Annotated in this window: 10 protein-coding genes; 5 read left to right on the top strand and 5 right to left on the bottom strand. The window is 75.4% G+C overall.

The window, feature by feature from the left end; genetic code table 11:
• The first annotated feature begins 196 nt into the window (after window positions 1–196).
• Entirely contained in the window at window positions 197–1,537 is a 1,341-nt protein-coding gene (locus ACZ3J7_RS14350; protein WP_465620384.1) for a GH1 family beta-glucosidase, read from the top strand.
• A 36-nt stretch (window positions 1,538–1,573) separates the two neighbouring features.
• On the opposite strand, the gene ACZ3J7_RS14345 is transcribed toward ACZ3J7_RS14350, so the two are convergent.
• Window positions 1,574–3,172: a (2,3-dihydroxybenzoyl)adenylate synthase gene (locus ACZ3J7_RS14345; RefSeq protein ID WP_465620382.1), complete on the bottom strand. Its 1,599-nt coding sequence runs from the start codon at window positions 3,170–3,172 to the stop codon at window positions 1,574–1,576.
• A 224-nt stretch (window positions 3,173–3,396) separates the two neighbouring features.
• Here ACZ3J7_RS14345 and ACZ3J7_RS14340 point away from each other — a divergent pair, with 224 nt between their 5' ends.
• From ACZ3J7_RS14340 to ACZ3J7_RS14325, 4 genes are read left to right on the top strand one after another with little or no spacing between them, the layout of a single operon-like run.
• Window positions 3,397–4,119 (top strand): thioesterase II family protein, encoded by a 723-nt coding sequence (locus tag ACZ3J7_RS14340; protein WP_465620380.1) that lies wholly within the window; start codon window positions 3,397–3,399, stop codon window positions 4,117–4,119.
• Window positions 4,116–5,180, top strand: a complete 1,065-nt coding sequence (locus tag ACZ3J7_RS14335) for an isocitrate/isopropylmalate dehydrogenase family protein (RefSeq protein WP_465620378.1) — start codon at window positions 4,116–4,118, stop codon at window positions 5,178–5,180. The genes ACZ3J7_RS14340 and ACZ3J7_RS14335 overlap by 4 nt, the downstream gene beginning before the upstream one ends.
• A complete protein-coding gene (locus ACZ3J7_RS14330; RefSeq protein ID WP_465620376.1) occupies window positions 5,177–6,523 on the top strand; it encodes an FAD-dependent oxidoreductase in 1,347 nt (448 codons plus the stop codon). Before ACZ3J7_RS14335 ends, ACZ3J7_RS14330 begins: the two co-directional genes overlap by 4 nt.
• Window positions 6,514–6,822, top strand: a complete 309-nt coding sequence (locus tag ACZ3J7_RS14325) for an antibiotic biosynthesis monooxygenase family protein (RefSeq protein WP_465620374.1) — start codon at window positions 6,514–6,516, stop codon at window positions 6,820–6,822. The genes ACZ3J7_RS14330 and ACZ3J7_RS14325 overlap by 10 nt, the downstream gene beginning before the upstream one ends.
• A 73-nt stretch (window positions 6,823–6,895) precedes the next feature.
• On the opposite strand, the gene ACZ3J7_RS14320 is transcribed toward ACZ3J7_RS14325, so the two are convergent.
• The 4 genes from ACZ3J7_RS14320 to ACZ3J7_RS14305 form a co-directional block, all read right to left on the bottom strand.
• Entirely contained in the window at window positions 6,896–7,375 is a 480-nt protein-coding gene (locus ACZ3J7_RS14320) for a helix-turn-helix domain-containing protein (protein WP_465620372.1), read from the bottom strand.
• 217 nt (window positions 7,376–7,592) lie between these two features.
• On the bottom strand, window positions 7,593–7,805 hold the full coding sequence (locus ACZ3J7_RS14315; protein ID WP_465620370.1) for an MbtH family protein: 213 nt from the start codon (window positions 7,803–7,805) through the stop codon (window positions 7,593–7,595).
• Entirely contained in the window at window positions 7,802–17,272 is a 9,471-nt protein-coding gene (locus ACZ3J7_RS14310; protein WP_465620368.1) for an amino acid adenylation domain-containing protein, read from the bottom strand. The genes ACZ3J7_RS14315 and ACZ3J7_RS14310 overlap by 4 nt, the downstream gene beginning before the upstream one ends.
• 5 nt (window positions 17,273–17,277) lie before the next feature.
• Entirely contained in the window at window positions 17,278–25,005 is a 7,728-nt protein-coding gene (locus tag ACZ3J7_RS14305; RefSeq protein WP_465620366.1) for an amino acid adenylation domain-containing protein, read from the bottom strand.
• Window positions 25,006–25,135: the final 130 nt, after the last annotated feature.

Here is a 25,135-nt window from a genome sequence, read left to right as displayed (position 1 = left end):
GGGCGGGACGTTCGGTCCTCGACCTGCGCGGACGCCGTCGCGGCGGGTTTCCGGCGCCGGGCTCTGGATCTCCTCCCGCCCACTCCCTAACATGAGCACTTCTCGCGTTTTCTGTCCGCTCGCCGCTCGCCGCTCGCCGCTCGCCGCTCGCCGCTCGCCCGCTCGCCCGCTCGCCCGTCCACGCCAGGAGGCCGCCATGCCGGACCGCCACGACCTGCCCCCCGGCTTCCGCTGGGGCGTGTCCACCGCCGCCTACCAGATCGAGGGGGCGGTGGACGAGGACGGGCGGGGGCGCTCCGTCTGGGACGTGTTCTGCGAGCGCCCGGGCGCGGTGAAGAACGGCGACACCGGACGCACCGCCTGCGACCACTACCACCGGTGGCCGCAGGACGTGGAGTTGATGCGGGACCTGGGCGTGGACGGGTACCGGTTCTCGATCGCCTGGCCGCGCGTCCAGCCGACCGGGCGCGGGCCGGTGAACACCGCCGGGCTGGACTTCTACGACCGCCTGGTCGACGGCCTCCTCGACGCCGGCATCACCCCGCTGCCCACCCTCTTCCACTGGGACCTCCCGCAGGCCCTGGAGGACACCGGCGGCTGGCTGAACCGCGACACCGCCCACCGCTTCGCCGAGTACGCGAGCGTCACGGCCGACCGGCTGGGTGATCGAGTGCCCGCCTGGATCACCCTCAACGAGCCGTTCGTGCACATGGTGTACGGCTACGCCCTCGGCGTGCACGCCCCGGGCCGGGCCCTGGTGCTCGACGCCCTCCCCGCCGCCCACCACCAGCTGCTCGCCCACGGCCTGGCCGCCGCCGAACTGCGCACCCGCGGCCACGGGGTCCTGATCGCCAACAACCTCACCCCCGTGCGGCCCGCGAGCGACGCCCCCGAGGACCGGGCCGCCGCCGAGGCGTACGACGCGCTGCACAACCGGCTGTTCACCGACCCCCTGCTGCTGGGCCGCTACCCCGACCTCTCCGCGTACGGCGTCGGACCGGACCTGCACGGCGCCGTACGGGACGGTGACCTCGCGCTGATCGCCGGCCCCGGCCTGACCGGACTGGGCGTCAACTACTACAACCCGACCTCGATCGCCGCCCCCCGCGACCCGGGCCTGCCCTTCGCCGAAGCGCCCATCGACGGCGTCCCGCGCACCCACTTCGGCTGGCCCGTCGTCCCCGAGGGCCTGGCCGAACTCCTCCTCGGCCTGCGCGACCGCTACGGCGCGGCCCTCCCCCCGCTCACCATCACCGAGAACGGCTGCTCCACCGACGCCGCCCTCGACGACACCGACCGCATCACCTACCTCGCCACCCATCTCGACGCCCTCGCCCGCGCCACCACCGCCGGCGTCGACGTCCGGGGCTACTACACGTGGTCGCTGCTCGACAACTTCGAATGGGGAGAGGGCTACAGCCAGCGCTTCGGCCTGGTGCACGTCGACTTCGAGACGCAGCGGCGGACCCCGAAGGCGTCGTTCGCCTGGTACCGCGACCTGATCGCGGCCCAGCGGACTGGACCGGTCGCCTCGTAGCGGCCGTCCTGCGAGCGAGGGCGGCCGCGCCGGAGGTCACCGGGGCGCCACCCGCGCGCGCAGGGCCTTCTTGTCGACCTTGCCCATGGGGGTGCGGGGGAGCTGCGGCAGCGGGACGAGCCGGTCGGGGACCTTGTAGGCGGCGAGGCCGCGCTCGCGCAGGAACTCCTTGACGGCGGACGGGCGGGCGGCCGTCTCGTCGAGGACGACGAAGGCGTACGTCCGCTCGCCGAGCACGGTGTCGGCGACGCCGATCACGGCGGCGTCCTCGACGGCGGGGTGGGTGCGCAAGTGCCGTTCCACCTCCTCCGCGGAGACCTTCTCGCCGGCCCGGTTGATGACGTCCTTGATCCTCCCGACGATCATGATGTTGCCGTCGGGGCGGCGCACGGCGAGGTCGCCGGTGCGGAAGAAGCCGTCGGGGGTGAAGGAGCGGGCGTTCTCCTCGGGGGCCCGGTAGTAGCCGCGGATGGTGTACGGGCCGCGGGCCTGCATCTCGCCGGTCTCGCCGTCGGGCACGGGCTCGCCGGACTCGTCGACGATGCGGACTTCGTCGTCGGGCGACATCGGGCGGCCGTCCGTGTGGGTGGCGGCCTCCTCGGGGTCGTCGAGCCGGGTGTGGGTGCACAGGCCCTCGCTGATGCCGTACCAGCGTTGGAGCCGGCAGCCCAGCTCCCGGGGGACGCGGGCGGCGAGGGCCGGGTCGAGCGGGGCGCTGCCGACCTGGATCAGCAGGCGGGACAGGTCGCCGTGCGGGTGCCGGGAGTCGGTCCACAGGCGGAGCACCGAGGGGACGACCGTGGTGACGGTGACGGACTCCCGGCGGATCAGTTCGAAGACCTCGTCGGGTCGCACGCTGGAGGTGAGCACGGCCTTCCCCCCGAGCAGGAGGCTGCCGATGACGCCCGGGCAGGCCAGCGCCGCCTGGTGGGCGACCGGGTTGACGGCCAGGTACACCACCTCGGGGCCGACCCGCATGGCCTCGGCGCAGGCCCGCATGACGTACGCGTAGTCGTCGTGGGTGCGGGGGATCAGCTTCGGCAGCCCGGTGGTGCCGCCGGAGAGCAGGAACAGCGCGGGCTCGGCGGGGTCCACCGCGGGCAGCGGGACGTCCGGGGCGTCCGGCGACTCCAGCGACTCCAGCGACTCCAGCGAGGTGAACTCCTGCGCGTCGCCGGTGACGATCACCCGCGGGCCGGGCGGGATCTCCCGGGCGATGGTCCGGTAGTCGAAGCCGCCGAACTCGTCCTTCACCACGTAGGCCACCGCGCCGGAGTGCGCGCACAGGTGCTCGATCTCGGCCCTGCGGTGCCCGGGCAGGGCGAGCACGGGGATGGCGCCGGCCCGCAGCAGGGCGAAGAACGTGACGACGAACTCCGGGACGTTGGGCAGGTGCACCACGACCCGGTCCAGCGGCCGGACGCCCAGCCCGATCAGGCCGCGCGCCAGGCGGTCCGCCCGCCGGGAGAGCTCCGCGTACGTCATCCGCCGGTCGCCGCAGACCACGGCCACCCGGTCGGCGTTGCGCGCGCAGGACTCGTGCAGCAGGTCGCCCAGGGACACCCCGGACCAGACTCCGGTCCGGCGCAGCTCCGCCGCGATGTGTTCGGGCCAGGGCACAGAGCCGTCGAGCATGGTCGCGTTCCCTTCCGGGCCCGGGGTCCGCCCCGGGCCGCCTGTCGAGTCCCCTCGTGTCGGAATCGTCGGCTCCGCGGCCCGGCACGCCCCGATCTCTTGCCGACATCTGTCGGCAGCCCCGCGAATTCCCGGGGAGTCGAAAGCATGGGGAGGCACGGAACGACCACCGACCGGAAGGGCAGAGGATGGGCCGGGTACCAGAACGCGGCTGGGTGCGGTCGATGACCGCCGGTGACGGCGCGGACGTTCGGCTGGTGTGCTTCCCGCACTCGGGCGGTTCGGCGATCTCCTTCGGCGGGTGGGGCGCCGCGCTGCCCGCCGGCGTGTCGCTGCTCGGCGTCCAGTACCCGGGCCGCGGAGACCGCTTCCGGGAACCGCCGGTCGACCGGGTCGCCGAGCTGGCCGACCGGGTCGCGGCGGAACTGCTGCGCGGGACGCCGCAGCGCAGGGTGCTGTTCGGGCACAGCCTGGGCGCGGTGGTCGCCTACGAGACGGCGCTGCTGCTGCGCGACGCCGGCCAGCAGCCCCTGGCGCTGTGCGTGTCCGCCGCCCTGCCGCCCGGACTGATCCGCGACGGCGAGCTCCACCGGGCGCCCGACGACGAGTTCTGGGCGGTGCTGTGCGCGCTCGGCGGCATCGAGCCCGCGATCACCGCCAACGTCGAACTGCGCGACCTGCTGCTGCCCGTCATCCGCTCCGACCTGCGGGCCCACGCCACCTACCGGCCCCGCCCGGACGTCCGCCCGCTGTCCTGCCCGGTGCGCTGCTACCACGGCGAGGGCGACCCGCTGGTCGACGAGACCCGGCTGTCGGAGTGGGCGAACGTCACCACCGGCGCCTTCTCCCGACTGGACCGGCCCGGCGGGCACTTCCACCTGGCGACGGACGTCGAGGAACTCGTCGCGGACGTGCTGCGCCAGGGCCTGGACGCGAGGCTGCCGTGACCACCGTCGCGGTGATCCCCGGCGACGGCATCGGCCCGGAGGTGATCGGGCCGGCGCTGGACGTCCTCGACGCCCTCGACCTCGGCGTCCGCACCGACGTCCTGGACCACGTCAACGCCGAGACGTACCTGCGCACCGGAACGGCCCTGACCGCCGCCGACCTGGACCGGATCCGCTCCAGCGGGGCGGCGCTGCTCGGCGCCGTCGGCGACCCCCGGCTCGCCGACACCGGGTACGTGCGCGGCGTGCTGACCACGCTGCGCCTGGAACTCGACCTGTACGTCAGCTACCGGCCCGCCGCCCTGCTGCACGACCGGCTCAGCCCGCTCCGCGACCCGGCCCGCCGGGCCATCGACTGCGTGATCGTCCGGGAGAACACCGAGGGCCTGTACAGCGGCATCGGCGGCGGCGCCCGCGCCGGCACCCCGCACGAGATCGCCCTCGACGTGGACCTGAGCACCCGTCAGGGCGTCTCCCGGGTGCTGGAGTTCGCGTTCTCGACGGCCCGCCGGTCGGTGTGCCTGGTCGACAAGGCCAACGCCGTCCGCAACGGCGGCGGCCTGTGGCAGCGCTGCTGGAGCGAGGCCGTCGCCCGGCACCCCGGGGTGGAGACCTCGCACCTGTACGTGGACACCGCCGCGCTGCGGCTGGCCACCGACCCGACCGCCTTCGACGTGATCGTCACCAACAACTCCTACGGCGACATCCTCAGCGACCTCACGGCCGCGCTCGCCGGCGGCCTCGGCGTGGCCGCGTCCGGGAACCTCAACCCGGCCACCGGGTTCGGCCTGTTCGAGCCGGTGCACGGCAGCGCTCCGGACATCGCCGGCACCGGCGTCGCCAACCCGCTCGGCGCGATCCTCTCGGTGGCGCTGCTGGCCGAGCACCTGGGCCGGCCCGCCCGGGCGGACGCCGTCCGCGCGGCGGTCGCCGCCGCCGTGGCCGACGGCCGGGTCACCCCGGACCTCGGCGGAACGCTCGGCACGCGAGAGGTGGGCGCCGCGGTGCTCGACGAACTGCGGACACGACAGGACGACGGACCCGGGGCGGGGAGGCCATGAACGAGCACGACACCGAGGGCACCGTCATCGTGGGGGCCGGCCCGGTCGGCACGGTCGCCGCGCTCTACCTCGCCCGCCGCCACGGACCGGTCACCCTGCTGGAGCGGCGCGCCGACCCCCGGCGCGAGGACGGCCACGTCGGCCGGTCGCTCGTCGTGATGCTGTCGAACCGCGGCTGGCGGGCGCTGACCGAACTGGGCGTCGCGGACGCCGTCCGCCGGATCTGCGTCCCCCTGCACGGCCGCCGCGCCCACCTGCCCGACGGCCGCACCCGCACCACCCCGTACGGCCGGGACGGGCAGCCGATCTGGGCGGTGGAGCGCCGGGCGCTGCACCGGATCCTGCTCGACGCCGCCGAGGCCACCCCCGGTGTGCTGGTCCGCTTCGGCCAGCGCGTGCGGTCCGTCGACCCGGACGAACCCGCGGTGCTGCTGGACGGCCCCGACGGCACGCACCGGCTGCGGTGCCGCCGGATCCTCGGCTGCGACGGCGCGCACTCCGCCGCCCGGGCCGCCCTGGAGGCCCGCGGCGCCCGCAGCGAGGTGCGCCGGCTCGACCTGGCCTACCAGGAGATCGAGGTGCCGGCCGGCCGGCTCGACCCGACCGTCACGCACTTCTGGCCCACCGGCGGGGCGATGTTCGCCGCCCACCCCCTGCCCTCCGGGAAGCTCTCCGGCTCGCTGTTCATGCGGCTCGACGGCCCCGCCCCGTCCTACGCCGCGGCCGGCGGGGGCGAGGACCGGTACGCGGTGTTCGCCGAGCTCTTCCCCGAGCTGACCGGCCTCGTCCCCGACGCCGCCGAGCAGCTCGCCGCCAAGACCGTCTCCACCCTCACCGTCGTCCACTGCGACCGGTGGGTCTGGCGGGGCACCTTCGCGCTGCTCGGCGACGCCTGCCACGCGATGGCCCCGTTCATGGGGCAGGGGATGAACTGCGGCTTCGAGGACGCCCGGGTCCTGGCCGAGTGCCTGGACGCCGCCGGCGACTGGACGACCGGCCTCGCCGCGTACGAGAAGTCGCGGACCGAGGACGCCGACGCCATCTCCACGCTCTCCTACCGGCACTACTTCACGATGGCCGAACCCCCGCGCGCGGAGACCGCCGCGGAACGCCTCAAGGCCCGGCTGACGGCCCTGTTCCCCGACCGGTTCGTGCCGCTGTACGAGCGCTGCGCCTTCACCGAGGACGGCTACGCCGCCGTGCTGCGCGACGACCGCCGCCTGGACCGGCTGGTGGAGACCATGCTGACCCGGCACGGCGAGGACCTGGCCTCGGCACCCGACGGGCTGCTGCGCGCCCGCACCCCCGACACCGCACCCCTGGAGGACGGCGAATGTTCGTGATCCTGTTCAAGTCGCGCCTGTCCGAGCAGGCCGGCGAGGAGTACCGGGCCACCGAGGAGCGGATGCGGGAGCGGCTCCGCGAGATCACCGGGTCCGACCCGGTGGAGGCCAAGGAGTACGTCGCGGCCGACGGCGAGCGCCTCACCGTCCTGATGTGGCGGGACGGCGAGACGCTGGAGCGCTGGCGCAGCGACCCCGAGCACCGCGTGGCGCAGCGGCGGGGCCGCGAGGAGTGGTACTCCAGCTACGAGTTGACGGTCGCCGAGGTCGTCCGCACCAGCGGCGGCGAACGGGGGTAGCGCCACGGCCTCCCGGCCCCGCCGCCGGCACGGCGGGGCCGGACCGGCGGGACCGGACCGGTGGCGGGCGCGCCTACTGGCAGTCGGTCTCCAGCACGTACCCGCGCCCCCAGGCCGTGCGGATGACCAGGTCCGTCGTGGACAGCCGGCGCCTGAGCCGCATGATGTGCAGGTCGAGCGAGTTCCTGGTCGGCCGCTGGACGTGGTCCGCCAACCGCTGGGTGAGTTCGTGCCGGTACACCACCTCGCCGAAGTGGTCGATGAACACCTCCATCAGCTCGGACTGGACACTCGAGACGGTGATCGAGTGCGGGCCGAAGCTGAGCGTCCCGGCGGAGTCGAGGGTCGGTATCCGGCGGCTGTGCAGCCGGTTCTGCAGCGCTCGCACCCGGGCGTCGAGGTCGTCCCGGGTGATCGGGGCGCGCACCCAGTCCTCGAACGGGTCGTTGCAGACCGGCGGACGGGCTCCCGCCTCGACCACCAGCAGCCGCGGTACGCCGTTGCTCCTACATCGGTTCCGCAGATCGGCCTGGGCCGGCCAGCGGACGAACATGACATCACTTCTCGGACCCCCCACCAGACACGCCTTCCCGTGAACACACGCGGATGATTGCTGTCGTCGTCTGCCCGCGGCACCTGGGGTCGGGCGCGCGGGCGCAGGGCCGCGCCGCAGGACGGGCCGTGGCGGTCGCGTCTCCGGGCCACGGCCCGCGGCCCCCGGGCGCCGTCGCGGTCGGACGGCGCCCGGGTGCGGTGCGGCACGGGGCGGTCTACCCGTTCATCGCCTCGCGGAGGCTGCGCGGCCGCATGTCGGTCCAGTGGGCCTCCACGTAGTCGAGGCTCTCCGCCCTTCCGGCCGGGCCGAAGACGCTGCGCCAGCCGGCGGGCACCTCGGCGAACTCCGGCCACAGCGAGTGCTGGTCCTCGTCGTTGACCAGCACGTGGAAACGGCCGTCCTCGTCGTCGAACGGGTTCGTGCTCACTTGCGTCCTCCCTGGTCCTCTTCGGTCGGTCGGGTCACGGAGCCGCCCCGCAGGATCCGGTTGACGGTGCGGCTGATTTCGGCGGCGTTGCGCGGCCAGTACATCTGGTCGTGCGCGCAGGCGATGTCGACGCGGTGCACCCGCCCGTCGACGTGCGGCTGCCACAGCACGTCCAACTCCTCCTCGAGTTCCCGCTTGTCGTGGGTCTCCGGGTCGAGGAGCGCGTTGAAGAACACCAGGTCGCCGCGGAACCTCGGCGAGGTGAAGCGGCGCATCTGGTCCATCTGCTTCACGAAGATCGAGGAGGCGGTGGCGACCAGCGCCGGGTACTCCTCCATGCCCGCCAGGTGCCCCATGTAGTTGGCGAGGAAGCGGCGCACCACGGCCTCGTCCAGGGCCTCCAGTTCGGCGAAGTGGCCGGACGGCGCGGCGTCCAGCAGCGCCAGCAGCGCCACCTCGTGCCCGCGCCGCTGGAGCTCGGCGGCCATGGCGTGCGCCAGGGTGCCGCCGAAGGACCAGCCCAGCAGGTGGTAGGGCCCGGTCGGCTGGAGTTCCAGCAGCCGGCCGAGGTAGTCGTCGATCATCTCCTCGATGGAGCCGGCCGGCGGGGTGGTCCCGTCGAAGCCGCGGGCCTGGATGCCGTACAGCGGCCGGCCGGCCTCCAGGTGGCGGGCGAAGCCGAGGTACGGCCAGCTCAGTCCGCCGCCCGGCGGCAGGAACCACAGCGGCGGCCGGTCGCCCTCGGGGCGGATCGGCAGCAGCACGGCGAACGGGTCCTCGAACGCGGAGTCGGTGTCCGCGGACAGCTGCTCGGCGAGTTCGGCGACCGTCGGGTACTGGAACACGGTGCGGATCGGCACGTCCACGCCGAGCTTCTCGTGGATCCGCCACACCAGGCGGGTCAGCCGCAGCGAGTGGCCGCCGACGGCGAAGAAGTCGTCGTCGATGCCGACCCGGTCCAGGCCGAGCACCTCGGCGAACAGCGCGGCGAGTTCCTCCTCGCGCGGGGTGCGCGGGGCGCGGTGCTCGCCGCCGGTCGGGTTCGGGTCGGGGAGCGCGACCCGGTCGACCTTGCCGTTCTCGGTGAGCGGCAGCCGGTCCAGGACGACGATGTCCGCCGGCATCATGAACTCCGGCAGCCGCCCGGCGAGGCGCTCGCGCAGCACCGACGGCAGCCGGGACGCGCGGCGGGACACCGCCGGCACGTTCGCCAGCCGGGCCGACGGCGCCCCCGCGGGACGGTAGAGGCCGTCGCAGCAGACCGCGTCGACGTCCGGCAGGACGGCCGCCTCGAAGCAGTCGCCCGCCCGGGCCGACCAGGTGCAGTACACGGCGAGCCCGCGCTCCGCGCCCCAGGCCTCCAGGACGGCCGGGTCGAGGGTGCCGGCCAGCTCGGGCCGGGCGCCCCACTCGGCGGCCGCGCCGGCGAGGCGCGCGTTGGGGACCCGGGTCAGCCGCAGCCGGCCGCCGTGCAGAGCCAACGCGGCCTCCAGGTCCGCGAGTTCGCGGACCTCCGCGCCCCACACCACCTCCGGCAGGTCGCCGAGCGGCAGCGGTTCGGCCGGCGCCCGGTGCAGCACCACCTCGTACCGGTGGCGGGTCAGCTCGTTGTGGAACGTCCCCTCCTTGAGGCGGATGTCGACGGCCACCGCGTCCGGACGGGACTCCGCCCAGCGGGTGAAGAAGCCGGGGTCGACGACGAGTTCCTTCTCGCCGAGCACCGCCCGCTCCACGGCCGCCTGCACGGCCGCCGGGCCGTCCTCGGGCCGCCGGCAGCGGTGCACCTCGGCGGCGAACGCCCGCAGCGTGCGGTGGTTGCGGACGTCGCCGAGCACGACGCGCCCGCCGGGCGCCAGCCGCTCCATCGCCAGGTCGAGGACCCGGGTGAGGTAGTCCGCGTCCGGGAAGTACTGGACGACCGAGTTGACGACCACCGTGTCGAAGTGCCCGGCGGGCAGGCCCTCGGCGTCGTCGGCGCCCTGGCAGCGCAGCGTCACCGACGCGGCCGACAGCCGCGGGTCGGCGGCGACCTGCGCCCGCAGGCGCTCGATGACGGGCGCCGAGAAGTCGGTGCCCCAGTACTCCTCGGCGTCCGGGGCGAGCGGGCCGAGCAGCAGGCCGGAGCCGACGCCGATCTCCAGCACCCGGCGCGGCCGCAGCGACCGCACCCGCTGCAGCACGGCCTCGCGCCAGGAGCGCATCTCCTCCAGCGGGATCGGCTGGCCGGTGTAGGAGCTGTTCCAGCCGGTGAAGTCCTCGCCGACCGCGTCGGTGGCGACCTCCGTCCCGCCGTACATGGTGTCGTAGATCTCCCGCCACTCGCCGACCTGCTCGGCGGCGTCGTGGCCGCCGTCGGTCGCGCCGTCGGGCACCACGTAGGCGACCAGCCGGCGGTCGCCGAGCCGGTCCTCCCGGACGGCGACCACGGCGTTCGCCACGCCGTCCTGCTCGCGCAGCACCGCCTCCAGCTCGCCCGGTTCCACCCGGAAGCCGCGCAGCTTGACCTGGTCGTCGCTGCGGCTGACGTACTGCAGCCGGCCGGCGGCGTCCCAGCGGACCAGGTCGCCGGTGCGGTAGGCGCGCGCGCCGGGCACACCGGACGGGTCGGGGACGAAGCGGGCGGCGGTCAGGCCCGGACGGCCGGCGTACCCGCGCGCCACGCCGTCGCCGGCCACGTACAGCTCGCCGACCACGCCGGGCGGCACCGGCCGCAGCCGCTCGTCCAGGACGAGCAGGCGGCTGCCGTCCATCGGGGAGCCGATCGGCAGCGGGTCGGTGCACCCGGCGGCGGAGTCCACCCGGTGGCGGGTGGCGAAGGTGGTGGTCTCGGTCGGGCCGTAGCCGTTGACCACGCCCACCCCCGGGCAGGCGTCGAGGACGGCCCGCACGGCGGCCGGTGACAGCACGTCACCGCCGGCCCAGACCTCCCGCACGGACCGGAAGCAGTCGGCGTGCTGCTCGGCCATCACCGCGAACAGTCCGGCGGTCAGCCACAGCGCCGTCACCTCCCGCTCGGCGATCACCTGGGCGAGCCCCGCGGTGTCCGGCCGGCCGGCCCGGGCCACCACGACCGTGCCGCCGCCGAGCAGCGGCACCCACATCTCGTACGTCGACGCGTCGAAGGTGTGCGGCGAGTGCAGCAGGACCCGGCGGTGCGCCCCGGTGGCGAAGCAGCCGTCCAGCGCGAGGTCGACGACGTTGCGGTGGGTCGCCTCCACGCCCTTGGGACGGCCGGTGGAACCGGAGGTGTACATCACGTAGGCGACGGAGTGCTCACCGACGCCGGTGGGCCCGGGCGGTGTGTCGGGCAGCGCGTCCAGGTCCAGCCCGGCGAGGCCCTCGTCGGCGACGACCGCCGGGGCGAGGTCCGCCAGCTGGAACTCGATCCGTTCGGCCGGGTGGGTCGGATCGACCGGCACGTAGGCGGCGCCCGCCTTGAGGACGCCGAGGACGGCGGCGACCAGCAGCGGCGAACGCTCCAGGACCAGCGCGACCCGGCCGTCCGGCCCGGCGCCGAGGGCGGCGAAGTGGTGCGCCAGGCGGTTGGACCAGCGGTCCAGCTCCGCGTACGTCCAGCTCCGCGTGCCGTCCGCGGAGAGCAGCGCGACGGCGTCCGGGGCGGCGGCGACCGCGGCGGCGAACCGCTCGGGCAGGGTGCCGGCCGCGAAGTCCCCGCCCCGGCCCGCGCCGCCCCAGCCGTGCAGCGCCGCCCGCTCGTCCTCGGCCAGCACCGCGACCGACCCGACGGGCAGCTCGGGCGCGGCGACCACCTGGCGCAGGACGTGCAGCCAGCGGTCGAGCAGCGTCCGCACCGTGCCCTCGTCGAAGAGCTCGGTGGCGTACTCGGCGAAGCCGTCGATGCGGGCCGGCGCGTCCTGCCCGTCGTGCTCGGTGACGCTGATGAACAGGTCGAACCGGGCGGTGCCCAGCGCGAACGGCTCCTCGGTGACGGTCAGGCCGGCCAGCCGGAACTCCGGCCGGGTGTTGTTCTGCAGCGCCAGGCACACCTGGAACAGCGGGTGGTGGGCGGGCGAGCGGACCGGGTTCAGCACCTCCACCAGGTGCTCGAACGGAATGTCCTGGTGGTCGTAGGCGGCCAGGCTGCTCTCCCTGACCCGGCCGAGCAGCTCCGCGAACGACGGGTCGCCGGAGGTGTCCGCGCGCAGCACCCAGGTGTTGACGAAGAAACCGACCAGCTGACCCAGCGCCTCGTCGGTGCGCCCGGCGATGGGCGAACCGATCGGCACGTCCGTGCCCGCGCCGAGCCGGGTGAGCAGCGCGGCCAGCGCCGCCTGCAGCACCATCGACACCGTGCTGCCGGTCTCCCGCGCCAACCGGCGCACGCCCTCGGTCAGTTCGGCGTCGAACGCGAGCGGCACCGTGTCGCCGGCGTACGAGGCCACGGCGGGCCTCGGCCGGTCGGCGGGCGGGGAGACGGTCTCCGGCAGGTCGGCCAGCTCGGTCGTCCAGTAGTCCAACTGCCGCCGGTACAGGCTGCCCGGCGCGTCGCTGTCGCCCAGCAGCTCCCGCTGCCAGAGCGTGTAGTCGGCGTACTGCACCGGCAGCGGCTCCCAATCGGGTGCCCGGCCCTCGCGGCGGGCCCGGTAGGCGGCCGTGAGGTCCTGGGCGAGCGGCAGGGCGGACCAGCCGTCGGCGGCGATGTGGTGCGCGCCGATCAGGAACACCGCCTCCCGCTCGCCGGTGCGCAGCAGCCAGGAGCGGAACGGGATCTCCGCGTCCAGCCGGAACGGCCGGCAGGCGGCCTCGCGCAGCACCTCGGGCAACTCGGCCTCGGTGACCTGGAGTTCCTCCCACGGCACCTCGACCACGGCCGGTTCCAGGACCCGCTGGTAGGGCTGCCCGCCGGCCTCGCCGAACACGGTGCGCAGCGACTCGTGCCGGACCACGACGTCGTGGACGGCGCGGCGCAGCGCGGCCGGGTCGAGCTCGCCGCGCATCCGCAGCGCCAGCGCCACGTTGTAGGTCGCGGACGGGCCCTCGAAGCGGTCGATGAACCACAGGCGCTGCTGGGCGTAGGACAGCGGCAGCCGTTCGGGCCGCTCCTGCGGGCGCAGCGGCGGGCGGACCAGGTTCAGGGCGGTCAGGTGGGCGGCCAGTTCGGCGACGGTCGGCGACTGGAAGACCACCCGGATCGGGATCTCCACGCCGTGCTCGGCGCGGATCCGGCTGACCAGGCGGGTGGCGAGCAGCGAGTGGCCGCCGACGGTGAAGAAGTTGTCGTCCACGCCGACCCGGTCGAGTCCGAGGACCGCCGCGAACAGCGCGCACAGCGACTCCTCCTCCGGCGTGCCGGGGGCCCGGCCGCCGCCGGAGGTGTAGTCCGGCACCGGCAGGGCGCGCCGGTCGGGCTTGCCGTTGTCGGTCAGCGGCACGGCGGCGATCGGCACGATCGCGGACGGGACCATGTACTCGGGCAGCGCCTCCCGCAGGTGGGCGCGCAGCTCCGGCAGCAGCGCCGTGACGGCGGCGGCCAGGGCCGGGGCGTTCGCGGTGGCGCGTCCGTCGGTGGCGGGCAGGTAGCCGCCGGTGAGGGCGGTGCCGGCCGCCGGGCCGTCGCACAGCACGAGCACGTCGAGCAGGTCGACGGCGTCGGCCGACCAGGTCGGCACCGCGTCCCAGCCGTGGCCGGCCGCCCAGGTGCGCAGCCCGGCGGGGTCGAGCGGCGGCAGCTCGGGGGCGGGGGAGTCCTCCAGGCCCAGGGCGCGGGCCGCGGCGGCCTCCTCGGTGAGGCGGGCGTTCGGGACGCCGGTGACCCGCACGGCCGCGGCACCGTGCGCGCGGATCCGCTCGGCCAGCCGGTCGAGGCCGCCCTCCCAGGCCAGGGCCGGGACGCCGCCGAGCGGCAGCGGGGCCGCGCCGCCCGGCTTGTGCAGCACCACCTCGTAGCGGTGCCGGGTCAGCTCGTTGTGCGGGGAGCCGTCCTTGACGCGGACGTCCACGCCGGCCGCCCCGGCCCGCTCCGCCCAGCGCAGGAACCACTCGGGGTCGAGCACCAGCTCCTTCTCCAGCAGCACGGCCTGGTCGACCGTGGTGCGCAGCACGGCCGGCGCCGCGTCGGGGTGCCGGGCCCGTCGCACGCCGGTCTGCAGGGTGCGCAGCGAGGACAGCCGCCGGATGTCGCCGAGGACGATCCGGCCGCCCGGCGCGAGCAGCGACCAGGCGCCGTCGAGCACCCGGGCGAGGTAGTCGGCGTCCGGGAAGTACTGGGCGACGGAGTTGAGCAGCACGGTGTCGAAGCCGCCGGGCAGCCCGGTGAGGTCGTCGGCGGGCTGCCGGCGCAGCCGGACCCGGTCGGCCAGGCCGGCCCCGGCGACCTGCTCGCCGAGCCGGTCGATCACGGCCCGGGAGAAGTCGGTGGCCCAGTACTCGCGCACCCGGCCGGCCAGGTGCGCGAGCAGCAGGCCGGTGCCGACGCCGAGTTCGAGGACGCGCTCGGGCGACCAGCACAGGACGCGCTCCACGGCGGCGTCGCGCCAGGCCCGCATCTCGTCGAGCGGGATCGGCTCGCCGGTGTAGGAGCTGTTCCAGCCGGTGAAGTCCTCGCCGAAGCCGTGCCCGCCGTCCTGCGTGTACGCCTGGTCGTAGACCTCCTGCCACTCGCCGACCTGCTCGGCCGAGGCGGCGTCGACGGCGGCGGTGTCGGTGTCGGTGTCGGCGGTGGTGTCGGCGGGCTGCAGGACGGCGGTGTCGGGGACGACGTAGGCGACCAGCCGCAGGTCGCCGGGGCGGTCCTCGCGGGCGGTGACGATGGCCTGCCGGACGGCCGCGTGCTGGACCAGGGTGTGCTCGATCTCGCCGGGCTCGACCCGGAAGCCGCGCAGCTTGACCTGGTTGTCGGCGCGGCCGAGGAAGCACAGGTTGCCGTCGGGGAAGTACGTGGCGCGGTCGCCGGTGCGGTACAGCCGGTCGCCGTCCCGGGTGCCGAACGGGTCGCGGACGAAGCGCTCGGCGTTCAGCTCGGGCCGGTTGACGTAGCCGACGCACAGGCAGTCGCCGCCGATGTACAGGTCGCCCTCCACCCCCACCGGGCACGGCTCCATGTCCTCGTCGAGGACGTAGTAGCGGGCGTTGTCGATGGGCTTGCCGTACGGGATGCTGCGCCACGCCGGGTCGATGTCCCGGACCCGGTAGTAGTTGGACCACACCGTGGCCTCGGTGGCGCCGCCCAGGCTGACGACCTCCGCGCCGGTGAACACCCGGCGGACCTCGTCCGGCAGCGACAGCGGCGTGTAGTCGCCGGACAGGAACACCAGCCGCAGCCGGTCGGCGCCCGGGAATTCGCGGTCCTCGCCGAGCAGCGAGGCGACCTGGTTGAGGGTGGTCGGCACCGAGTCCCAGTAGGTGATCGGCTCGGTGAGCAGCAGGTCCAGCAGCAGCTGCGGGTCGCGCTGCTGGACGGCGTCGGCGACGTACACGCCGCCGCCGCAGCCGAGCAGCCCGAAGATGTCGAAGACGGACAGGTCGAAGCCGAGCGAGGTGACGCACAGCACGACGTCGTCGGGGCCGAACGCGAAGGTCCGGTAGCACCAGTCGAGCAGGTTGTGCACCGGCCGGTGGGTGACGGCGACGCCCTTGGGCTTCCCGGTGCTGCCGGAGGTGAAGATGACGTACGCCGTGCTGTCGGGGCCGGCCACCGGTTCCGGGTCGTGGTCGGGGCCGGGCGCGGAGGCGTCGGGGAGTTCGACCAGGGCGACGCCGTCCGGCAGCGTCCAGCGCTCGGTGTCGGGGACGGTCACCACCAGCGAGCAGCCGGCGTCGGCGAGCATGCCGGCCACCCGGTCGGCGGGCAGCGCGAGTTCCAGCGGCAGGTAGGCGCCGCCCGCCTTGAGCACGCCCAGGACGGCGGCGACCATGACCGGGCCGCGCGGGACGCCGACGCCCACCACGGTCTCCGGGCCGACGCCGCGGTCCTTCAGGTCCCAGGCGATGCGGTTCGCCCACCGGTTCAGCTCGCCGTAGCTCATGGTGCCGCCGGCCCAGCGCAGCGCCGTGGCCCCGGGGCGCAGCGCGGCCTGCCGCTCGAACAGCAGGTGGACCGGGCCGGGGCAGTCGACCCGGCGGGCGGTGTCGTTCCACTCGACCAGGATCCGGCGGCGCTCGGCGGCGTCCATGACGGTGCCGGACGCGGCCTCGTCCGCACCGCCGACGGTGGTCGTCGGGTCGGTGACGACCTCCTCGACGACGGCCGCGAAGCGGGCCGCGATGTCCTCCACCGTGGCGCGGTCGAACAGGTCGGTGGCGTACTCGATCTCGCCGACGACCGTGCCGGCGGCGTCGTCCGGCGCCAGGTTGAAGAACAGGTCGAACTTGGCGCTGTTCGTGGGTAGCGGCTCCATCGTCACGGTGAGACCCGGCAGGTCCAGCCGCGGCGGGGTGTTGTTCTGCCAGGCCAGCACGGTCTGGAACAGCGGGTGGTGCGCGGTCGAGCGCTCCGGCCGCAGCAGCTCCACCAGCCGCTCGAACGGCACGTCCTGGTGGTCGTAGGCGGCGAGCGCCTTCTTCCGGACCTGCTCCAGCACCCAGTCGAAGGACCGGTCGGGGGTCAGGCCGACCCGCAGCGTCCAGGTGTTGACGAAGAACCCGACCAGGTCGCCGAGGGCCTCCTCGGTGCGGCCGGCGATCGGCGAGCCGACCGTCACGTCCTCGGCGCCGCTCAGCCGGTGCAGCAGCACCACCAGGGCGGCCTGCAGCACCATCGCGGTGGTGGCGCCGGTGGTGTGCGTCAGGCCCTCCACCCGGGCGCGCAGCTCGGCGGGCAGGCCGACCGGGACGGATCCGCCGCGGAAGCTCGCCACCGCGGGGCGGGGCCGGTCCAGCGGCAGCGGGAGGGGCTTGGCGACGCCCTCCAACTCCGCGTGCCAGTAGGCGCTCTGCACCGACACGACGCTGTCCGGGTCCGTCTCGTCGCCGAGCATCTCCTGCTGCCACAGCGCGTAGTCGGAGTACTGCACGGGCAGTTCGGCCCAGTCCGGCGCGGTGCCGGTGACCCGGGCCCGGTACGCCGTCGAGACGTCGCGGGCCAGCGGGTCCAGCGAGCCGCCGTCGCCGGCGATGTGGTGGATCACCAGGACGACGAGGTGCTCCTCGTCGCCGGTCTGCAGGACGCAGCCGCGCAGCGGCACGTCCGTCGACAGGTCGAACCAGCTGCCGGTCACCGACGCGATCACGCCGGGCACCCGGTCGGCGGCGACCCGGCCCCAGTCCTTCCAGGGCAGTTGGATCCCGGCCGGGTCGAGGACCCGCTGGTAGGGCTGGCCGTCGGTCTCGCCGAAGACCGTCCGCAGGACCTCGTGGCGGACCATCACGTCGTGGAACGCCGCCCGCAGCGCGGCCAGGTCGAGAGGGCCGCGACAGCGCAGCAGCAGCGGGATGTTGTAGGTGGCGGAGGGGCCTTCGAAGCGGTTGATGAACCACATCCGCCGCTGCGCGTACGACAAGGGGAGCACGTGTCCTACCTTTCGGTCATTCTCCGCAGGGGCTTTCGGGTGGAGGCCGCCGTCTCGTGCCAGCGGTCGGTCAGCTCGGCGACGGTGGGGGCGGTGAACAGCAGGTGCATCGGGACGTCCACGCCCAGCTCGGCGCGCACCCGGGCCACCAGGCGGGTGGCCCTCAGCGAGTGCCCGCCCAGGGCGAAGAAGTCGTCGTCGAGACCGATCCGCTCGACGTCCAGCACTTCGGCGAACAGCGCGCACAGCGTCCGCTCGCGGGGCGAACGGGGTTCCCGGTACTCGTCGCCGCCGCGGTCCGGGGGACGCAGCGCGGCGCGGTCGAGTTTGCCGTTGGGGGTCAGGGGGAGCTCCGTGAGTGTCACGAACGCGGCCGGGACCATGTAGGCCGGCAGCCGGTCCCTGACCGTCTCGCGCAGCAGCTCCGCGGTGGGCGGCTCGGCGCCGTCGGCGGGGACCACGTAGGCCACCAGCCGCAGGTCGCCGGGCACGTCCTCGCGGGCGATCACGGCGGCCCGGTGGACCGCCGGGTGGCGGGTCAGCACGTGCTCGATCTCGCCGGGCTCGATCCGGAAGCCGCGCAGCTTGACCTGGTGGTCGGAGCGGCCGAGGTACTCGACCTCGCCGTCGGCGCTCCAGCGGGCGAGGTCGCCGCTGCGGTACATCCGGCTGCCCGGCGGCCCGTACGGGCAGGCCGTGAAGCGTTCCGCGGTCAGGCCGGGCCGGTCGTGGTAGCCGCGGGCCAGGCCCTCGCCGGCGATCCACAGGTCGCCGGTCGCGCCGGGCGGCACCGGGCGCAGCGCGTGGTCGAGCAGCAGGATCCGGGTGCCGGCGACCGGGCGGCCGACGGCGGGCGGCATGCCGGAGCGGCCGGGGACCGGCCGGGCGGCGGTGGCGTAGACGGTGGTCTCGGTCGGGCCGTAGAGGTTGGTGACCTCCGCGGCGTGTTTGCACAGCGCCTCGGCGAGGGCCAGCGGCAGGGCCTCGCCGGTGGAGATCACCCGCAGTCCGGTCAGGCAGCCCGGCGCGTGGGTGACCAGGCTCTGCCAGAGCGCGGGGGTGGCCTGCATGACGGTGATCCCGCCCTGTTCGACCAGGTCGGGCAGGGCGGCGGGCCGCACCAGGTCGTCCTTGCCGGCCAGCACCACCCGGCCGCCGGCGAGCAGCGGCAGGAAGAGCTCCAGCGCGGCGATGTCGAACGCGACGGTGGCGCAGGCCAGCAGCCGGTCCTCCCGGGTCAGGGCGAACCGCTCCCGCAGGCCGGTCAGCAGGACCGCCAGCGCGCCGTGCCGGATCACCACGCCCTTGGGCGTGCCGGTCGAGCCCGAGGTGTAGATGACGTACGCGGCGTGCTCGGCGCCCACCACCGCGCCCGGCCCGGCGGCGGGGTGCGGCGACGCGTCGGACAGGTCCACCCCCGCCAGCCGCTCCGCGTCCAGGACCAGCACCGGAGCGCTGTCCTCGACCACCGCCCGCACCCGGGCCGCCGGGTACTCCGGGTCCACCGGCACGTACGCGCCGCCGGCCCTCCACACCGCCAGCAGGGCCACCAGCAGATCGGTCGAGCGCGGCAGCAGCACCACCACCCGCGACTCCGGGCCGACGCCCTGCCCGGCCAGCCAGTGCGCCAGCCGGCCCGAGCGCTCGTCCAGCTCCCGGTACGTCAACCGGTGGCCGCGGAACTCGACGCCGACCGCGTCCGGCGTCGCCGCCAGGCCCGCGGCCAGCAGCTCGGGGACGGTCCGCCCGGGCGGCGGGACGGCCGTGTCGTTCCAGCCGTGCAGCACCTGCTCGCGCTCCGCGTCGGACAGCACGTCGAGCGCGGCGACGGTGGGCCGCCCGCCCGCCGCGAACTGCCGCAGCACCCGCGCCAGCCGGTCGGCGAGCGCCGCCACGGCGCTCCGCTCGAACACCTCGCGCCGGTACTGGAAGGAGATCCGCAGCAGCGGGTCGGCCGCCGCGATCACCGTCAGCGGGTAGTGCGGCGGGGCGTACGGGCGGATGCCCGTCACCACCGGGCCCGCGGACGGGCGCCGCGAGCGGTCCACCGGGAAGGACTCGAACACCACCAGCGTGTCGAACAGCGCGCCGAGCCCGGTCGTCCGCTGGATGTCGGCGAGCCCCAGGTGGTGGTGGTCCAACAGCCGCGCCTGGGCGTCCTGCAGCCGGCCGAGCACCTCCGGGACGGCCTCGCCGACGCCGCACCGCACCCGCACCGGCAGCGTGTTGATGAACAGGCCGACCACGCCGTCCGCGCCGTCCAGCGTCGCGGGCCGGCCCGACACGGTGGCGCCGAACAGCACGTCCTCGCGGCCGGTGAGCTGCGCCAGCACCATCGCCCACGCGCCCTGCACCAGCGTGTTCGGGGTGACGCCCCACTCCGCGGCGCGGCGCGCCAGCCGGGTGGCGTCCTCGCCGTCGAGCGCCACGTCCAGCTGGCCGCCGCCGGTGCCGGGCGCCCCGGGCACCGCGGCGGCCAGCAGGGTCGGCTCCGCGACCCCGGCCAGCTCCTCGGCCCAGGCGCCGGCGGACCGCGCCGCGTCCTGCTCCGACAGCCAGGCGAGGAAGTCCCGGTAGCCGTGCGGGCGCGCCGGCAGCGGGCCGTCGGCCGCGTACAGCTCCAGCAGCTCGCGTTCGATCAGCGGCACCGACCAGCCGTCGAGCAGCACGTGGTGGGCGGTGAGCACCAGTTCGCTGTGGTCGGGCCCGAGGGTGACCAGGGTCAGCCGCAGCAGCGGCGGCCGGTCGGTGGCGAAGCGGGTGTCCCGCTCCTCGACCAGCAACTCCTCCAGCCGGGCGGCCCGGTCGGCCTCGCCGGTGAGGTCCAGGTGCCGCCAGGGCAGCACGACGCCCTCGACCACGACCTGCCGGGGCTCGCCGCTCGCGCCCGCGGCGAACGCGACCCGCAGGTTCGGGTGCCGGTCGAGCAGCGCCTGGCCCGCGGCCCGCAGCCGGGGCGGGTCGAGGGGGCCTTCGATCCGGAACACGAACTGGGTCTGGTAGTCCTCGGACGCGCTGCGCGCCAGCATCGTGTGGTACAGCAGGCCGTGCTGCAGCGGGGTGAGCGGCCACACGTCGCCGATCCGCCCGAACTGCCGCTGCCAGCCGTCCAGTTCGTCCTGCGAGACGGTGACCAGCGGCACGTCGCCGGGCGTCAGTCCGCGCCCGCCCGCCGCGACCAGGCCGCGCAGGCCGCGCAGCGCCGCGCACCAGCTGTCGGCCAGCGCGCGGACCTGACCGGCCGTCAGCACGCCGGTGGCGAAGGTGAACAGGGCGGTCAGCCGGGCGTCCTCGCCGACGCCCGTCACCAGGGCGTTCAGTTCGAGCGCGCTGGGCGCCGGCATGTCCGGGGCGGGCGCGGCGACCAGCTCGGGCCACTCGGGCGCGGGCGTCCAGCCCTCGCCCCGGCCGTCGAAGGAGAACCGGCCGAGGAAGTTGAAGCCGATGTCCTCCGCCGGGCGCGGCCGCAGCCGCGCCGCGGTGTCCTCGTTGAGGTAGCGCAGCAGGGTGTAGCCGATCCCCTGGTCGGGCAGGGCGCGCCGCTGCTCCTTGACCCGTTTCAGGGCCTCGCCCGCGGCCGGGCCGCCGGCGAGGGCGGCGTCGACGTCCACTCCGGCGAGGTCGAGGCGGACGGGGGTGACGGTGGTGAACCAGCCGGCCGTGCGGGACAGGTCCGCGCCCGGCACCAGTTCCTCCTGCCGGCCGTGCCCCTCCAGCCGGACCACGGTCGCGCCGTCCGTGACGCCGCGCCGCTGGTGGGCCAGCGCGAGGACGAGTGCGGTGAGCAGGACGTCGTCGGCGCCGCCGCGGTAGGCCGCGGGGACGGCCGTCAGCACCGCGTCGGTCAGGTCGGCGGGGAGCTCGACCCGGACGGTGTCGGTGCCGGAGGCGAGGTCCCGCGCGGGGTCGAGCGGCCGGGAACCGACCGGGGCGACGGGGGAGGCCAGCAGCTCCTGCCAGAGCGTCACCTCCGCGGCCCGCTCGGGGCGGGCCGCCTCGTCGCCCAGGGCGCGCAGCCAGCGGCGCAGCGAGGTCCCGACCGGCGGCAGTTCGGGCGTGCGGCCCTCCCGGACCTGGCGCCAGGCGTCGGCCAGGTCGGAGAGCAGCACCCGCCAGGACAGTCCGTCGACGACCAGGTGGTGGGCGGCGACCAGCAGCCGCCCGGGCGCGTCCCCGGCGGCGCGGAACCAGACCGGCCGGAGCATCCGCCCGGCCCGGGCGTCGATCAGCCCGGTGGCGTCGGCGGCCTCGGCGCGCAGCAGGTCCTGCCAGGCCCCGCCGTCCCGGTCGCCGGGGTGGTCGACGACGCGGTCGAGGAGTGGGGCGGCGTCGACGCTGCCGGCCGGCAGCACCAGCAGGCCGTCGTCGGTCAGCCGGGAGCGCAGCACGTCGTGCCGGTCCAGGACGGCGCCCAGGGTGGCGGTGAGGCCGGGGAGGTCGATCCCTGCGGGCAGTTCCAGCACCAGCCACTGGGCGAGGCGGTCCAGGCCGGGGCCCCGCTCCGCGTACACCCGGGCCATCGGCGGCAGCGGCAGCAGGCCGACGCCCCCGCCCGCCAGCTCCTCGACGGCCGCCGGGGCGGTGTCGCGGGCGGCGGCCCGGGCGAGCGCGGCGACGGTGCGGCACTCGAACACGGTGCGCGGGGCGAGCACCAGGCCGCCGGCCCGGGCCCGGGCCACCACCTGGATCGCCCGGATGCTGTCGCCGCCCAGGGCGAAGAAGTCGTCGTCGAGGCCGATCCGCCGCACGCCGAGCACCTCGGCGAACGCGGCCGCCAGCAGGCGCTCCTCGGCGGTCCGGGGCGGCCGGTGGGCGCGGCCGGTGAGCTCCGGCTCCGGCAGCGCGGCCCGGTCGAGCTTGCCGTTGGCGGACAGCGGCAGCCGGTCCAGCGCGACGAAGACGGCGGGCACCAGGTGGGCGGGCAGCCGGGTCGCGGCGAAGCCGCGCAGTTCGGCGATGTCCAGGCCGGCGTGCAGGTCCCACGCGCCGGAGGCGTCCGGGACGACGTAGGCGACCAGCTGCGCGGCCGCGTCGGCACCCCGGCCGGGCCGGGCGAGGACGGCCGCCCGGAGCACCCCGGGGTGCTCGGTCAGGGTGTCCTCGATCTCCTGGGGTTCGACCCGGAAGCCGCGGATCTTCACCTGCTGGTCGGCGCGCCCGGCGAACTCCAGTTCGCCCTCGGCGTTCCAGCGGGCCAGGTCGCCGGTGCGGTACATGCGCCGCCCGGGCTCCCCGAACGGGCAGGCCACGAAGCGCTCCGCGGTCAGCGCGGGGCGGCCGTGGTAGCCGCGGGCGAGTCCGGTGCCCGCGATGTACAGGTCGCCGAGGACGCCGGGCGGCACCGGTCGCAGCCGCTCGTCCAGGACGTACGTCCGCGTGTTCCAGATGGGCGTGCCGATCGGGACGGTCCGCGCGCCGGGCCGGTACTGCCAGGCGGTGACGTCGACGGCGGCCTCGGTCGGCCCGTACAGGTTGTGCAGCGGCACGCCGAAGAGGCGGTGGAACCGGGCGGCCAGCTCCGCGGGGAGCGCCTCGCCGCTGCACACGACGCGGCGCAGCGCGGTGCGGGCGGCGGCGGCCCGCTCCTCGGTGGCGAACTCGGCCAGCATCGACGGGACGAAGTGCGCGGTGGTGACGCCGGCCCGCTCGATCAGCTCCGCCAGGTAGTCCGGGTCGCGGTGCCCGTCGGGCCGGGCGACCACCAGGGTGGCGCCGGTGATCAGCGGCCAGAAGAACTCCCAGACGGACACGTCGAAGGAGGCGGAGGTCTTCTGCAGGACCCGGTCGGAGCCGTCGAGCCGGAGGTGGTCCTGCATCCAGCGCAGCCGGTTGACGATCGCGTCGTGGGTGATGACCGTGCCCTTGGGGCGTCCGGTCGAGCCCGAGGTGTAGATCATGTACGCGGGGTGCTCGGGCCGGTGCGGCGCGAGCAGCACGGGCCCTTCGCCGAGCGGGAGTTCGTCGACCAGCAGCCGCGGGAGGTCGGTCGGTGGCAGCCGGTCGGCGGCGCCCCCGACGGTCAGCAGCAGGGCCGGCGCGGCGTCGGCGAGCATGAAGGCGGTCCGGGCGGCGGGGTAGTCCGGGTCGACGGGGACGTACGCCGCGCCCGCCCGCAGCACGGCGACCAGGGCGACGACCAGCTCCAGCGAGCGCGGCACCGCCACGGCGACCAGGCGTTCCGGACCGGCGCCGTGCCCGGCCAGCAGGCGGGCCAGCCGGCCGGAGCGCTCGGCCAGTTCGCGGTAGGTCAGCGCGGTGTCCTCGAAGGTCACCGCGACGGCGTCGGGGGTGGCGAGGGCCTGCCGGTCGAGCAGTTCGGTCAGGGTGGCGGGCGGCGCGTCCACGGCGTCCCCGGCGGACCGCGCGAGCAGCGTGCGGCGCTCGTCCGCGTCGAGGGCGGAGACCGCGCCGACGGGGGCGCGCGGGTCGGCCATGGCCGTCCGCAGGAAGGTGGTGAAGCGGGCGGCGAGCCCGGCGAGGTCCTCCTCCTCGTAGTCCGCGCGCGGCGCGTCGAAGCGGACGTAGAGGTCGCTGTCGGGGGTGCCGTCGGTGTAGACGCACACCATCACCTCGTCGATCACGCCGAAGGTGCCGCCGGCGAAGCGGCCGGTGGCGCCCGCCAGGTCGAGCGCCCGCACGGCGGGCAGCACGTTGACGACGGCGCCGAACGGGCTGCGGGTGTCGGCGGTGCGGCCGCCGGCCCGCCTGATCAGGGAGATGTCGTGCCGGGAGTGCCGCAGCACCCGGCGGCGGTCCTCGGCCAGCGACTCGGCGAGCTGCACGAAGTCCGCGTCGGGGTCGATCCGGACGCGCAGCGGCACCCGGTTGGAGAGCAGCCCGAGGGAGTGCCGCAGCGCGCCGACGCGGTGGTTGACGGTGATGGTCAGCAGCGGCTCGGACTGGCCGCACATGTGCCGCAGGAACGCGGTCGCGGCGGAGGTGATCAGGTCGGGCACCGAGGTCCCGGTCGCGGCGGACGTCCGGTCCCAGGCGGCGCGTTCGGCGGCGGGGACGGTCACCGTGCGGGTGGCCATGCGCTGCGGCGCGGTGAGGCCGTCCCAGTACCCGGCCTCGGCGGCGGGCGCGCCGGCGGCCGGGCGGACGCCGGTGGGCAGCGCGGCGGCGGGCAGGTCGCCGGCCAGGTAGTCGCGCCAGAACCGTTCGGCGCCGGCGAACCGGGCCGACGCCCGGTAGGCGGCGTCCTTCGCCGCCGCGGCCCGCGGCGGGTTCAGCCGGGCCGCCGGCACCGGGGCGCCGGCGGCCAGCGCGCGGTGGATCTCGGCGATCCGCCCGGACAGCAGGGTGAGGACGCCGAACGCGTCGGTCAGGACGTGGTGGAGGACCAGCACGAGCAGGTGGCGGCGGGGGGCGAGCCGGATCGTGCCGATCCGCAGCAGCGGCTCCCGCGCCGGGTCGAAGGGGCGGCGCACCAGCTCGGCGACGACGGCGCGGGCCGCGTCGGCGGGGTCGGCGCTGTCGCCGACGTCAGCCCGGAACGGCTCCCACGCCGAGAGGTCCCGGGTGATGGACCGCAGCCCGTCGTCGTCACGCAGGAAGGCCACCCGCAGGGCGTCGGCCTCCGCGACGGCGGTCCTGAGGGCGGTGGCGAGCAGGCCGGTGTCCAGGTCGCCGTCGACGTCCCACAGCGTGGCCACGTTGTTCGGTGCGTCCGGAGCGAATTCCTGCGCGAGCCACATGGCTTCCTGCGCGGATGTGACGTCGGTACAACCCATCCCGAAGCCCCCCACAATGACGGTCTTCCCATCAACACGGCCTTTCGCCGCATCCCTGCCGATACTTGTCGCGGCCATGTAGGCAATCAAGCGGGGTGACAGATGTTGGCTAGAGACCGTTCCGCCTGCC

It is taken from the genome of Kitasatospora sp. NPDC015121, assembly GCF_055562955.1.
The sequence above is the reverse complement of the archived record's forward strand: the minus strand, read 5'-3'. Positions and strand labels throughout refer to the sequence as shown.

Excerpts from the sequence above, each read along its gene's own strand:
- ACZ3J7_RS14350 (WP_465620384.1), top strand. The coding sequence starts at position 197 with ATGCCGGACCGCCACGACCTGCCCCCCGGCTTCCGCTGGGGCGTGTCC.
- ACZ3J7_RS14345 (WP_465620382.1), bottom strand. The coding sequence starts at position 3,172 with ATGCTCGACGGCTCTGTGCCCTGGCCCGAACACATCGCGGCGGAGCTG.
- ACZ3J7_RS14340 (WP_465620380.1), top strand. The coding sequence starts at position 3,397 with ATGACCGCCGGTGACGGCGCGGACGTTCGGCTGGTGTGCTTCCCGCAC.
- ACZ3J7_RS14330 (WP_465620376.1), top strand. The coding sequence starts at position 5,177 with ATGAACGAGCACGACACCGAGGGCACCGTCATCGTGGGGGCCGGCCCG.
- ACZ3J7_RS14325 (WP_465620374.1), top strand. The coding sequence starts at position 6,514 with ATGTTCGTGATCCTGTTCAAGTCGCGCCTGTCCGAGCAGGCCGGCGAG.
- ACZ3J7_RS14320 (WP_465620372.1), bottom strand. The coding sequence starts at position 7,375 with ATGTTCGTCCGCTGGCCGGCCCAGGCCGATCTGCGGAACCGATGTAGG.
- ACZ3J7_RS14305 (WP_465620366.1), bottom strand. The coding sequence starts at position 25,005 with ATGGGTTGTACCGACGTCACATCCGCGCAGGAAGCCATGTGGCTCGCG.